The sequence below is a fragment of the Nocardioides sp. YJ-D4 genome (assembly GCF_054031495.1).
Map to the genome: position 1 here is coordinate 3559840 of NZ_CM132932.1, position 13945 is coordinate 3573784.

General features: G+C 69.9%; 8 protein-coding genes. 5 read left to right on the forward strand and 3 right to left on the reverse strand.

What is annotated here, in order from left to right; genetic code table 11:
* Positions 1 to 195 precede the first annotated feature (195 nt).
* From ACW14X_RS16990 to ACW14X_RS17005, 4 genes are read left to right on the forward strand one after another with little or no spacing between them, the layout of a single operon-like run.
* A complete protein-coding gene (locus ACW14X_RS16990; protein WP_457162749.1) occupies positions 196 to 6501 on the forward strand; it encodes an Ig-like domain-containing protein in 6306 nt (2101 codons plus the stop codon).
* A 10-nt stretch (positions 6502 to 6511) separates the two neighbouring features.
* Positions 6512 to 7480, forward strand: coding sequence for an AAA family ATPase (locus tag ACW14X_RS16995; protein ID WP_160026549.1), 969 nt, complete (start codon positions 6512 to 6514; stop codon positions 7478 to 7480).
* Between the two features lies 1 nt (position 7481).
* On the forward strand, positions 7482 to 8753 hold the full coding sequence (locus tag ACW14X_RS17000; protein WP_350840941.1) for a DUF58 domain-containing protein: 1272 nt from the start codon (positions 7482 to 7484) through the stop codon (positions 8751 to 8753).
* Positions 8750 to 10987, forward strand: a complete 2238-nt coding sequence (locus tag ACW14X_RS17005) for a DUF3488 and transglutaminase-like domain-containing protein (RefSeq protein WP_457162750.1) — start codon at positions 8750 to 8752, stop codon at positions 10985 to 10987. The genes ACW14X_RS17000 and ACW14X_RS17005 overlap by 4 nt, the downstream gene beginning before the upstream one ends.
* Position 10988: 1 nt before the next feature.
* Here ACW14X_RS17005 and ACW14X_RS17010 read toward each other — a convergent pair whose 3' ends face one another.
* The 3 genes from ACW14X_RS17010 to ACW14X_RS17020 all read right to left on the reverse strand — a co-directional run bounded on the left by ACW14X_RS17010 (position 10989) and on the right by ACW14X_RS17020 (position 13349).
* Positions 10989 to 11354: a PPOX class F420-dependent oxidoreductase gene (locus tag ACW14X_RS17010; protein WP_457162751.1), complete on the reverse strand. Its 366-nt coding sequence runs from the start codon at positions 11352 to 11354 to the stop codon at positions 10989 to 10991.
* A 33-nt stretch (positions 11355 to 11387) separates the two neighbouring features.
* The gene (locus tag ACW14X_RS17015) at positions 11388 to 12800 is read right to left on the reverse strand and encodes an FAD-dependent oxidoreductase (RefSeq protein ID WP_457162752.1); all 1413 of its coding nucleotides are present in this window, start codon (positions 12798 to 12800) and stop codon (positions 11388 to 11390) included.
* A 120-nt stretch (positions 12801 to 12920) separates the two neighbouring features.
* Positions 12921 to 13349, reverse strand: coding sequence for a DUF4383 domain-containing protein (locus tag ACW14X_RS17020; protein WP_457162753.1), 429 nt, complete (start codon positions 13347 to 13349; stop codon positions 12921 to 12923).
* A 131-nt stretch (positions 13350 to 13480) separates the two neighbouring features.
* Between ACW14X_RS17020 and ACW14X_RS17025 the strand changes: the two genes are divergently transcribed.
* Positions 13481 to 13909 carry a VOC family protein gene (locus ACW14X_RS17025; protein WP_457162754.1) on the forward strand — a complete coding sequence of 143 codons (429 nt, stop codon included), beginning with the start codon at positions 13481 to 13483 and terminating at the stop codon, positions 13907 to 13909.
* The last annotated feature ends 36 nt before the right edge of the window (positions 13910 to 13945 follow it).

Below are 13945 nucleotides of genomic sequence, written 5' to 3' on the forward strand. Positions count from 1 at the left end.
AGGCAGGATGCGAAATAGTGGTGCTGGAAGCGGACACTTTAGAACATCCCGTACGGTATCGGTGAGCGTGTTCACTGAGCCGTGTGCCACGTTTGGCTAGTTCGTGTGGCTTCTTACCCTGAGGCGCGCCTAGAGTAAGCCAGGCTTTTCGCGTCGGCTGGCCATTTGGCATGGAAGGACTTGGGGAGAGTCTTGGTGGCACGTTTCGGGATGGCGCCCGGGTGGATGCGGCGTCATCGGACCTCCATCGCGTCCTGGGCAGCTCTTGCCGTCGTTGCGAGCGGGTTGACCGTCTACGCGATCCAGTCGACCGGCTACCCCGTGCACAAGGCCGATCTCGACGACGGCGGCATCTGGGTGACCAACCAGTCCTGGGGCACGCTGGGCCGCCAGAACCGTCCTGTCGCCCAGCTCGACGGTGTCGTCTGGGCGGGCAACGAGACCGGGTCCCGGTCAGAGCGTGCCGGCCTCGACGTGGTGCAGAACGGCATCGCGGTGGCCTCCGTCGACCGCGACGCCCGCACCATCACGCCGGTCAACACCAAGCTCGCCGAGGGCATCGACGACGACGCGGTGACCGTGAAGGACAGCCGCGTGGTGATGGGTGGCAACACCATCGGCGTCGCCGAGCAGAAGACCGGCAAGGTCTGGCTCACCTCCGTCGACCCGACCGCCGGCGTCGGCGACCTCTCCGACCTCTCCGGCTCCACCAAGCCCACCGAGACGGTCGGCGCTGACGCGGTGCTGACCATCGGCACTGACGGGACCGCGTACGCCGTCTCGGCCGCCAAGCGGACGCTGACCGCCTTCGCCCCGGACGGTGAGCGGTTCGCCGATCCCGAGGAGACCAAGCTCCCGAAGGCTCCGGAGTACGCGGAGACACCGACCTCGGCGACCGTCGTCGGCGACGACGTCATCACCCTCGACCAGGCCGGCTGGCTGCTCGGCGCCTCCAAGGGCTCCGACATCGCCGTCGACTTCGGTGACACCGCGGAGAGCGCGGTCCTCCAGCAGCCCTCCGTCAAGGCCAAGGACGTCCTCGTCGGTGACGGGGAGGGCCTCAAGGCCGTCGACCTGCGCAAGGGTGAGATCCGCCGTATCGCCGAGTCCGCCGGCGACCCGGCGGCCCCCGTACGTCTCGGCGACTGCATCTTCGGTGCCTGGGCCAACGGCTCGACCGGCTCGGTGGTGACCCAGTGCGGCGAGGGCGAGCCGATCCTGGGCGAGATCCCGACGCTCGGCCCGGCCGCGGAGCTGGAGTTTCGGGTCAACCGTGGCCAGCTGGTGCTCAACGACCTGCGCAACGGTGATGTCTGGGAGATCGACGGCGCCGACATCAAGAAGATCTCCAACTGGGAGGCGTTCCAGCCGCAGACCCAGAAGCAGAACCAGAAGAAGGACAAGCAGCAGCAGCAGACCAAGGCCGCCCAGGCGCCGAAGGCAAAGGACGACCAGCTCGGTGCCCGGGCCGGACGCACCACGGTCCTGCACGTCCTCGACAACGACTCCTCGGCCAAGGACTCGATCCTGAGCGTCGTCTCGGTCGGCGAGGCCTCCGTCAAGGGCGTCGAGGCCACCATCGCCCCCGACCGGCAGTCGGTCCTGGTGACCGCCCCCGAGTCGGCGCAGGGGAAGAAGACCAGCTTCAAATACACGGTCGACGACGGGATGAAGGGCAAGGCCGGCCAGGACGACGCCAGCGTCGAGCTCAGCATCGAGGGCTCGGGCGGCACCGGCAAGCCGACGCTGCGCGAGCACTACACGCCGACCGATTACACCGTCGCGGCCGGCGGCACCGTGGAGATCCCGGTCGTCGGCGACTGGCGCGACGAGCGCTACGGCGACCCGGTCACCGCTCAGTCCCCGACCGCGTCCAAGGGCAAGGCGAGCGTGACCCCCGACGGGCTGCTGCGCTACACCGCCGCCGCGGACGCCTCGGGCAGCGAGAACCTCGGCTACCAGGTCAGCACCGGCGGCAAGCCGTCGAAGGACAAGGTGCGGATCAACATCGTCGCCGGAGCGACCACCGCCTCCCCGGAGCCGAAGGACGACGTCGCCGAGGGCACCCAGGGCTCCTGGGTGACGATCCGCCCGCTCGACAACGACATCCCCGGTGCCGATCCGTCCAACCTCGACGCGACCCTCACCCTCGCCGGCGACGTCCCGCCCAAGGGCGGCCTCGAGGTGAGCACCGACCGGGAGACCGGCGTGGTGCGGGCCAGAGGGAGCTCGCCGGGCACCTACCAACTCAGCTACAACGCCGGCTTCGGGGCGGCGAAACCCGCCGCGGCGAAGATCCGCGTCGACGTCAAACCCGCCTCCCAGGCGGCGGACGAGCCGATCGCGACCCCGGACACGACCGCCGTCCTCGGCACCTCGACCCGCACCCTCGACGTCCTGGCCAACGACTACGACTCCCGGGGCCGGCTCCTCGCCGTGACCCATGCCGAGCCGGTCGGCGACAGCGACCTGACGGTCGCCGTGCTCGACGGGCGCTGGCTGCGGATCCAGGCGTCCAAGCCCGACATGGACCCGTCCACCCAGGCGATCCGCTACACGATCAGCAACGGCGCGGCCGAGGCCGAGGGATCGGTGACGGTGAGCCAGCGACCGGCGCTGCGCGGCGCCGAGAACGCCCCCGAGGCGGTCGACGACGAGGCCACGGTCCGGGCCGCCGACTCCGTCTCGATCCCGGTCCTCGACAACGACTCGACGCCCTCGGGCGACCCGGTCGGCCTGGTCGTCGACCAGACCATCGAGACCAAGGGCCAGCTGCAGGTCCTGGGCCAGCCCACGGTCGGCGAGGCCTACATCGACGGCAACCGGGTCCGCTACGTCGCCCCCGACGACGTGAAGGGGCCGGTCGACGTCGATGTCCGCTACGTCGTGCAGAACACCGGCGACCCCTCCGCCGAGCACTCCTCGGGCAACATCCGCATCCACGTCAAGCCGCTGCCGAAGAAGAAGGCGGACAACTCCGCGCCCGCGCCGAAGGCGCTGGAGTCGCGGGTGGTCCAGGGCGACGAGGTCACGCTGCGGCTGCCCACGGTCGGCACCGACCCCGACGGCGACTCGGTCTCGGTGACCAGGATCAACAGCGCGCCCTCCTACGGCCGCGTCCTGGCCCACGGCGCCAACACGATCACCTACCAGGCCTTCCCCAACGCCGCGGGCACCGACGAGTTCACCTACGAGGTCAGCGACCCGTTCGGTGCGGTCGCGACCGGCACCGTGCGGATCGCCGTCGTCGCGCCCGGCGCGCCCCAGCGGCCGGTCGCCGTCGACGACCTGGTCACGCTCGACCCCGCCAAGAAGCTGACCTACGACGTGCTCGCCAACGACCTGCGTACGCCTGGAACCGAGCTGCACCTGGCCTCGACCGACGCGACCGAGGGCTCCAACGTCAAGCAGCGCTCCGACGGCATCGTCACGGTCCAGGGTGGTTCCGGGGAGCCGTTCCAGCACGTCCCCTACCGCGCCACCACGGGTCTCCACGAGGACACCGGCGAGCTCGCGATCCGCTATCAGGAGGGCTACGACAACCCGCCGATGGCGGGGATCGTGGTCGCCCATCCCGAGGGCGACTCGTCGACCACCACCGTCGACGTGATGACCAAGGTGACCGATATCGACGACTCGCTCGAGGACCTCACCGTCGACGCGGTCAAGGGTCCGTCGGTCGGGGAGGACGAGTCCAAGCCGAAGATCGATGACGGCAAGGTCACCCTGCCGGTCGGCGACAACACCAGGGTGTGGACCTACCGGGTCACCGACCCCGACGGCGCCCAGGCGGTCGGCTCGATCTACGTCCCCGCGCGTCCCAAGGACGCCCCCTACCTGAAGCCGGGCTCCGAGCTCCAGCTCAACCCGGGCGAGACGAACAACGTCGACATCACCGACTACGTCGAGGACCCCGAGGGCGACCCGGTCGTGCTGACCACGACCGACAAGATCGTGGCCGCCCCCGAGGGCATGCTCAACACCGGCGACACCACCGCGACGACCGTGAAGGTCACCGCCGGTGAGACCAAGGGTCCGGCGACCCTCACGTTCGAGGTCGCCGACCGCGAGAAGATCACCTCCGCCGACGCCCACCTCTCGGTGATCTCGCTGCCGGTCCAGATCGGCAAGGAGGAGCCGGAGATCAACTGTCCGAGCACCCCGGTCGAGGTCCCGGAGAGCGGCAACGGCGCACTGGTCGACATCGCCGCCATCTGCCACGTGTGGACCGCCGACCCGGGCGACGCCGACGACCTCGACTTCACCGCCGAGGTCGGCGACGGGCTCGACGGGGTCGAGGTCAAGCCCGAGGACGGTGGCCTGCGGCTCACCGCCGAGCACGCCGACGCCGGCGCCCAGGGCGCCCTGGAGATCGGCGTCGAGGGCACGGACGCGACCGGACAGCTCCTGGTCACCGTCATCGCGCTGCCCGCCCCGTCGCTCTCTCCGATCAAGCCGCTGCAGACCGAGGCCGGAAAGACGGTCGCCATCGACCTGGCCGACTATCTGCAGACACCGGTGCCGTCGGAGTCGCAGGAGATCGTGGTCACCAAGCTCGACCCGGTCGACGGTGACTCGCCCGACATGGGCAAGGCCAGCGGCTCGAAGATCACCTTCAACACGCCCGAGGAGGGCCACGGCCACTACCGCTACGCGATCGAGGTCAGCGACTCCGGCAAGGACTCCAAGCGGGTCAAGGCCACCGGCGTCATCGAGGTGGACGTCATCGACGTCCCCGGCGCGCCGACGGGGCTGCGTACGACCTCCGACTTCCTCTCCAACGTGGTCGCGCTCTCGTGGAACGCGCCGAAGGACAACGGCGACGACCCGATCCAGCGCTACGAGGTGGAGGCCAACGGCGACCACGTCCAGGACTGCCCGTCGACCTCGTGCCGGATCACCGGCCTGAAGAACGGCGTCGTCTACGACTTCCGGGTGCGCGCGGTGAACTCCGTCGGCCCGAGCCGTGAGTGGAGCAACTCGGCAGAGGGCGAGCCCGACGCCTACACCGGCCCGGTGCAGAACCTCCGCGTCACCCGCCAGCGTGACCACCAGGTCGAGCTGAGCTGGAGCAAGCCGGCGCCGTGCGACTGCTCGGACGTGCAGAAATACCGGATCAGCTGGCCCGGCGGCGGCATCAAGGACATCTCCGCAGGTCAGACGACGTACGCGGCGGCGGTCAGCTCCAACGGCGACCCGGTCCAGTTCACGGTGGTGCCGCTCAACGACAAGGGCGTCAAGACCAACAAGGGTCCGACGGCGACCGTCGAGGGGATGGGTGCCGGCAAGCCGGACACCCCGGCGACCCCGACCTTCGAGTGGGCCAACACGGCCAACAACTCCGGCAAGGCGGTGACGGTCTCGTGGAGCCCGGTCGCGGCCAACGGCCCTGCCCCGGTCACCTACGAGGTACGCCGCACCGGCGGCACCGGCGAGAAGATCGTCTGCTCCTGGGTGACCGAGACCAGCTGCCGCGACGACGTCGCCAACGACGGCACGATCTACACGTACGCCGTCAGGGCCCGCAACGCCGAGGCGACCTCGCCGCGCGAGACCACTGCCGGTGGTTCGCCCGAGGCGCACATCTCCAGCTACTCCGCCGGCGGCAAGGTCGAGGCGGCCGCGACACCCGACGCGGTCTCGTTCGCGAGCGCGACCCCGACCGGGGCCAACGGCACGGCCGAGATCGTCTTCACGCCGCGGGCCTCGCACGGCAAGACCAACCGGGTCGAGTGCGTGCGCAACGGCTCCTCCTGCGGCAGCTGGACCTACCCGCCCGAGGGCGCCGGTCAGCAGACCAAGACGATCACCGGCTTCACCAACGGCACCTCGACGACCGTCCAGCTGCGGGCCTGCAACGACTCCTCCGGCGGCACCGGCGCCGGCGACTCCTGCGGCGCCCCGTCGTCGAAGAACGTGACCACCTACGGTCCGCTGGGCACGCCGTCGATCTCGGCGAGCGTCGACGGTAACAAGGTCAACTGGCGGGTCAGCTACGACCCGAACGGCAAGGCCGCGACCGTCACCGTCAAGCGTGGGGGAACCGAGGTCGCGCAGTTCGGCACCGGCACCGGCGCGGGCAGCCGCTCGGGCACGGACACCGCGCCCGAATGGAACACGTCCTACACCTACACCGTGACCATCAGCGACTCGCCGCGAGCGAGCAAGTCCGACTCGGTCACGGTGCGGACCGACCCGCCACCGGACCCGATCCTCGAGGTGAACAAGGCCGGCGAGTGCACGGGCGCATCGTGTCCGGAGCCGGACGTCGCCTGCGGCGGCACCTGCTGGTACGTCGGCTCGACGATCACCGACCTCGCCTTCCCGGGCAAGACCTGGGAGTGCAGCACCAACTCCACGACCTCGCGGTGGAACGTGACCATCGGGAGCAATGGCAAGGGCTCGGGCAGCGGCCGGGGCTGGGTCGGCGCGAACACTCCGTTCAGGGTGACCTGCTCGACGTCGGGTCGACCCACTCTTTCGAAGAACGTTACGTGGTAGGAGAGAAGAAATGACCGTCACGACCGAGCAGGCTCGTTGGTTCCACGAGACCTTCGAGAAGCTTGCCGACAACGTCGAGAAGGCGGTGCTGGGCAAGCGCAACGTGATCCGCCTGGTGCTGACCGCGCTGCTCTCCGAGGGCCACCTGCTCCTCGAGGACTACCCCGGCACGGGCAAGACCCAGCTCGCCCGCGCGCTGGCCAACACGGTCCAGGGCTCGCACGCCCGCATCCAGTTCACGCCGGACCTGCTCCCGTCCGACGTCACCGGTGTGACCGTCTACGACCAGGGCAAGGGCGCCTTCGAGTTCCACCCGGGCCCGATCTTCCACTCGATCGTGCTGGCCGACGAGATCAACCGCGCCTCCCCGAAGACCCAGTCGGCGCTCCTGGAGGTCATGGAGGAGGGCCGGGTCACCGTCGACGGCGCCACCCGCGAGGTCGGCCGCCCGTTCATGGTGATCGCGACCCAGAACCCGATCGAGCAGGCCGGGACGTACCGGCTGCCCGAGGCGCAGCTGGACCGCTTCCTGATGAAGACGTCGGTCGGCTACCCCGACCAGAACGCCACCGTCGAGCTGCTGATGAACTCCTCGGTCCGTGACCGCGCCACCCTGGTCACCCCGATCATCACCGCCCCGACGGTCACCCAGATGGCCGAGATGGCCGACCAGGTCTACATCGATCCCGCGATCGTCGCCTACGTCTCCGCCCTGGTCGACGAGTCGCGTCGCCACAAGCACGTACGCCTCGGAGCCTCCATGCGTGGCTGCCTCGCCCTGGTGCGCACCGCCAAGGTGTGGGCGCTCGCCGAGGGCCGCTCCCAGGTGCTGCCCGACGACGTCAAGTCGCTCGCCGAGCCGGTGCTCTGCCACCGCCTGATCCTCGACCCCGAGGCGATGTTCAACGGCATCACGGTCGAGGACGTCATCGGCGATCTGCTCACCTCGGTCCCGGCTCCCACTGAGCGTGTCGCCTGAGATGAGCAGGCTCAGTGTCCGCAACACCGTTGCTGACCTGCGGAAACGACTCGCCCCGGTAACGTCCGGGGCGGGTTCGGTCTACTCGTTCGTCGCCGACCGGGTCCGTCCGTGGTTCGGCACGGTGACCTCGATCGGCTGGGGTGTGCTGCTCCTCGGCGCGCTGGCCTGGGTCGCCGCGACCGCGCTCGGCTGGATCGAGGCGGCCGTGGTGGCGATGGCTGCGCTGTTCCTCGTGATCGGTGCGGCCTTCTTCATGATCGGACGCACCCGGCTCGCGGTGGCGACCGTGGTCGAGCCGCCGCGCGTCGCCGTCGGCCAGGCACTGACCGGCGAGCTGCGGGCCCGCAATGAGGCGCGCGGTCCGCTCGTCTCGACGAGCCTGGAGTTCCCCATCGGAGCGGGTGGCGTGACGTACGACCTGCCGATGCTGCTTCCCGGTGCCGAGCACACCGAGCTGTTCGTGGTGCCGACCCAGCGCCGTGGCGTGATCGACGTCGGTCCCGTCCGGACGGTGCGCGGCGACCCGCTCGGGCTGTTCCGGCGCGTGCAGGAGTGGACCGACCGCACCGAGGTGTTCGTCCACCCGCGCACCACCCACCTGGAGCCCTTCGGGGTCGGTCTGGTCCGTGACCTCGAGGGATCCACGGCACAGAACACCTCGATGAGCGACCTCGCCTTCCATGCGCTGCGTGAGTACGTCCCGGGCGACGACCTGCGCCACATCCACTGGCGCTCCTCGGCACGCCACGGGCAACTGCTCGTGCGCCAGTTCCTCGACACCCGCCGCTCCCACATCGTCGTCATCGTCGACTCCTCGCCGATGTCCTACGACAGCGAGGACGAGTACGAGACCGCGATGTCGATCGCGGGCTCCCTGCTGCGGCGCGGGATCCTGGACGAGTTCGACGTCTCGTTCGCGACCGGCGACGTGCTGATGGTGCGCGCCACCGCGGCGAGCGGGGGAGGGCGTACGGCTCTGGACGCCTGCTCCCGGGCGAAGCCGCAGCAGACCAATCTGATCGAGATCACCGCCGAGGCGGCCCGGCAGGCGCCGGACGCGTCACTGGTGATGCTGGTGACCGGGCGCTACCCGGAGTTCGTCGCGCTGCAGCGCGCGGCCGGCCAGTTCTCGGTCGATGCCACCACCGTCGCCGTACGGGTCGACTCCTCGCAGCGCGCCGGCTTCAAGGCCGTCGCCGACCTGCCCATGCTCACCCTGCCCGACCTGGACCAGCTGCCGATCGTGCTGTCGAAGGGGTTGTCCGGATGAAGAAGCACCACGCCGTCGACGCCCTCCTCCTGTTCCTTCTCGGCACCATCGCCTTCCTCGGCTTCGACGACACCTACGCCGGCTGGACCTACCTGGTCGCCGGCGTCGCCGGGCTGCTGCTCGGGATCCTCATCGCCTTCGTCGGCCGCGGACAGCCGGTGGTCGTGCTGGCCGTCGGGCTCCTGGCCGCCTTCTTCGTGCTCGGTGGCGCGGTCGCGCTGCACGGCATCGGCGACCTCTCGTTCCTCCCGGTGCCCGACACGATCGGCACCCTCGCCGACAACTCCGTGCACGGCTGGAAGCGACTGCTGACCACGCTGCCGCCGGTCGACGGCGGGGCGCTGCTGACGATCCCCTACATCCTCGGTCTCGTCGCCGGCTGTGTCGGCTTCGCGCTGGCGGTGCGGATGAAGGCGGCGCTGCCGCCGGTGCTTGTCGCCTTCGCGCTGATGGCCGGCGTGATCCTGCTCGGCGTCCAGGACCCGTCCAAGACCGCGCTGCTCGGCGCGCTCTTCGGAGCGATCGCGATCACCTGGCTGTGCATCCGCGGGATGCGGGCTCGTGCCCTCGCCGCCGGCGGCCGACGCCTCTCACGGACCGCGATCGGAGCCGCCCTGTGCCTGGGCGCGGCCGGGCTGGCGTTCCTCGCCGGGCCGCTGCTCCCGGGTCTCGCGCCCGAGCGCACGGTGCTGCGCGGCGAGATCGAGCCGCCCTTCAACGTCGGGCAGTACCCGTCGCCCCTGGCCGGCTTCCGGGTCTACACCAAGGGCTACCAGACGCCCGAGGACGACCGCCGGCTCTACGAGAAGGACCTGTTCACCGTCTCGGGCCTGCCCGAGGGCACCCGGGTCCGGGTCGCCGCGATGGATTCGTACGACGGCACCGTGTGGCGCGCGGCCAACGACTCCGGCGAGACCGAAGGTCCCGACGACACCTTCCAGAAGATCAGCTCGACGCTGCGCAACCCGCTCGCCGACGGCAAGCAGGTGCGCGGCACGATCACGATCGGGGAGGACTTCGGCGGCGTCTGGGTGCCGCTGCCGACCGCGCTGACGCACATCTCGTTCGACGGTCCCGACGCCGACTCGTTCCGCTACAACCTGGCGACGTCCACCGGTGTCCTGCCGTCGGCGCTGAAGCCCGGCGACTCCTACTCCTTCACCGCGTCGGTCGCCGACGAGAAGGTAGGGGAGAAGAGCGAGACCTGGTCGGGCGGATCGCCGATCGGCGACGAAGCTGCCCAATTCCAGGCGCTCGCCGCCGAGTACGCGGGTGGTGGTGACTCGCCGATCACCAACGCCCTGGCGGTGGCGGAGAAGCTGAAGGAGGAGGGCACCTACACCGACGGGGAGCCGCCCAACCAGCAGTACCCGGCCGGCCACTCCCTGCGTCGGCTCGCCGACTTCACCGCCAAGGGTGGACAACTCGCCGGCAATGACGAGCAGTACGCCGCGCTGATGGCGATCCTGGCCAACCAGGTCGGCGTCCCGGCCCGGGTGGTCCTGGGTGCCGTCGTCGGCTCCGACGGCGTCGTCCAGGGCAAGGACATGCACGCCTGGGTCGAGCTGCGGATGTCGGACGGGTCCTGGGCCACCCTGGACTGGTCCGAGTTCATGAACACCGAGAAGCCGCCCGAGCAGAACGCCCCTCAGCCCGAGGAGCTCGTCACCGGCAAGGTCGTCCCGCCGCCGGCGCCCGTACGCCCGCCCGCGACCTCCGGCGACCCGCTGGACGAGTCGGTCAACCAGAAGGCCAACTCCCGGCCCGACGGGTTCACGCTGCCGGGCTGGCTGATCGCCGTCTTCACGTACGTCGGCATCCCGCTGCTGCTCATCGCGGCCCTGTGCGGGGCGATCATCGGCGCCAAGATCTGGCGGCGACATCGCCGGCGGACGCGCGGGACTCCGGTCGCCCGTCTCTCCGGTGGCTGGCGCGAGACGCTCGACCACGCCCGTGACTTCGGGGTCGGCGTGCCCGTCGGCGCCACCCGCCGCGAGCAGGCCTCGGCGCTGTCCGCGTCGCCGGGCATGGACGGTGCGCCGGGGCTGGCGCTGCTCACCGACACCACCATGTTCGGCGAGGCCGGGCCGCAGGACGATGAGGTCGCAGCCTTCTGGGAGCAGGTCGGGACGCTTCGATCATCGATCTCCGACTCACGCACGAGGTGGCAGCGCATCCGGGCGGCGATCAACCCGCTCTCGCTGGTGCCGCCCCGGCTGTCCCGGAAGCGCTGAGTCAGTCACCGAGTCCGTAGTCCCTGATCGAGTCCGCCGTGATCCGGAGGACCTCGCGTGAGGTCCCCGGCATCGGCGGGTCCACGTCCGTGAGCGCCTCGGCGGTGCCGCGGATCTCGACCATCCGTGGCTTCCACGGGTCGGTGGACCCGAGATCGTCGACCACGAAGGCCACCTTGGCGTGCTTCTGGACGTTCCGGAACTTCCGTGACCGGCCCATCTCGTAGCCGCCGATGATGATCCGGTGCTCCTCGTCGAGCTTGAACCCCACGGGGTTGTTCTGCAGGCCGCCGTCGGGGGCGAGGGTCGCGAGCCTGCCCAGCGGCTGGGTGCGGAGGTAGCGGAGCTGCGTGTCGGTGAACTTCATGGCACCAGCGTCGGTGCTCATGTCGGCTTGAGGTCAAGCCGGATCGGGACCGTGGGTGCCGGGTCGGTCGAGCGGTCTGACGGCGGGGCCGTCCAGGACGGAGCCGTCGGGGGAGAACCGGGAGCCGTGGCAGGTGCAGTCCCAGCTGGTCTCGGCCTGGTTCCAGTGCAGGGGGCAGCCGAGATGGCTGCACCTGGCGCTCACTGTGTGCAGGGCACCCGCCGGGTCCCGGTAGCCGCCGACCGTTTCGCCGTCGAGGTCGACCAGGCCGCCTTCGCCCGGTTGCAGCTCGGAGACAGGACGGGCCTCGGGGTCCTGGCGACGGCCCGCGACGAGCTCCTCGCCGACCTTCAGATTGTCCTTGATGAGTCGGCCGACGCTCCGGACGTCGCCGATCCGGCTGGCGTCGAACACCGGTAGCCACGGGTTGTCGGTGCCGGCGAGAAGATCGGCGAGCATCATCGCGGCAGCGGTCCCGCTGTTCAGGCCCCACTTCTGGAAGCCGGTGGCCACCAGGATCATCTCGCTCGTCGGTGGGTAGCCGACGTAGGGCAACCGGTCCGGGGTGAAGTAGTCCTGCGACGACCAGCGGTAGTCGATCGCCTCGACGTCGAAGGTGGTGCGGGCCCAGCTCTCGAGGTCGGCGTACATCGCCTCGGTGTCGGGCTCGGCACCGGTCTCGTGGCCGTTGCCGACCACGATCAGGCCGTTCGGGCCGGGGTCCGGCCACGGCCGGGTCGAGCGGCTGGGCGAGTCGATGCCGATCGCCATGCTGGTCGGCGCCGGGTCGCGCAGGCGGACCGCCAACCCGTAGGAGCGGGAGGGCCTGGTTCGCGCGAAGTAGCCGCCGAGCAGGCCGGGCGGGAGCAGCGATGCGACGACCACCTTGTCGGCCACCACCGTCCCGGCGTGGGTGGTGAGCTGGACGGTTCGGTCGCTCTGCTCATCGATGTCGATGACCCGCGTTCCTTCGCGTAGCTCCCCTCCGGCCGCGGTGAACGCGTCGGCGAGGCCCGCCAGGTATCTGCCGGGATGGAAGTGGATCTGGTCGTCGAACGCAACCGCGGCCTCGACATCGAAGGGCAGGTCGGTTCGGTCGGTCACCCGTGCCGGGAGCCCGAGCCAAGCAGCGGCACTCGCCTCGTCCTCGATCCGAGACCGCTGCTCCGGCTGCCGGGTATAGGCCAGCGCCGGCGCTCGGGTCAGGTCGCAGCTGATCTCCAGCTCCGTGGCGAGGTCGGCGACCTGCTCGACCCCGGCGCGCATCGCGCTGGCGTACAGCCGGGCGTCGTCCTCGCCGTGCCGCTCGACCAGCTCGGCGTAGATCAGCCCGTGCTGCGCGGTCACCTTTCCGGTGCTGTACCCCGTGGTGCCTCCACCCACGGTCGCCGCCTCCAGCACGGCGACCTGGAGGCCGCGCCGCTGTGCGAGGAGGGCGGTCGTCATTCCGACGATGCCTCCGCCCACCACGGCCACATCGACCGCGAGATCAGCCTTCCGGCCCGTTTCCGGGGTGGCGGACCGCGGCCTTTCGGCCGTAGCCAGCCACACGCTCGTGCGTTCCATTCAGAGTGCGCCGGGTCGATCTGCTGTTCGTCCCAGTCCCAGGCCGAGCGCCAGCATCCCCACGCCCAGCGCCAGATGAAGCCAGTTGTCGGCGCTGTTGACGGGTACGAAGTTCGCGCTGCTGCCGTGGTCGACGGCCACGCCGTAGATCAGCAGGACCATGTAGATCGCCCCGCCGGCGATCAGGTAGGCGCGGGCTCCGCGCCACGAGGTGGCCAGGACGAGCCCGGCGATCCCGAACAGGAGGTGCACGATGTTGTGCAGGATCGACACCTGGAAGATGCCGAGGAGCAGGGCGGTGGACTCGTGGCCGGCGAAGGTCATCGAGTCATAGTCGGTGGTGACACCCGGGATGAACCCGAGGACTCCGACGAGCAGGAACGTAGCGGCCACGGCCGTCGCTGCGGTCTGCAGCGTCGTTGCTGTCATGGACCGATAGGTGGTGGCGTCAGTCATGCCTGGCCCGGTACCCAGATTGCCGTGCTCCCAAGCCCCTGACGGCCGTATGGTTCCCGCTAATCGGAAGCCTTGCGTCCGGAATCCGGTCTAGCGTGAGCGGCATGACGATCGCCGACCCTTCGACAGGCTCGGGACACCGCACCACAGGATGGATCGGTGTCAACCTCGCCTGCACCGACCCGCTCGCACTTGCCAAGTTCTATGCGGACCTGTTCGGCTGGGAGGTCAGCAGTTCCGAACCGACGTACGCCACCGTCCTCATCCGTGATCCGTCGGGCAACGCCACTCACAGCAACCTCGCCTTCGAGTTCGACCGCCACTACCGGCGGCCGGTCTGGCCGAGCGAGCCCGAAGCCCAGCAGCAGATGGTCCACCTGGACATCGGAGTCACCGACGTGGCCGCGGCAGTCGAGGACGCCGTTGACCTGGGTGCGCAGCTCGCAGAATTCCAACCCCAGGCCGACGTACGCGTCATGCTCGACCCCGAGGGCCACCCTTTCTGTCTCTACCTCGATCAGCCAGAAAGCTAGCGGCGCCTTGACGCCGGTCGACTCTGTAGAAAAGTT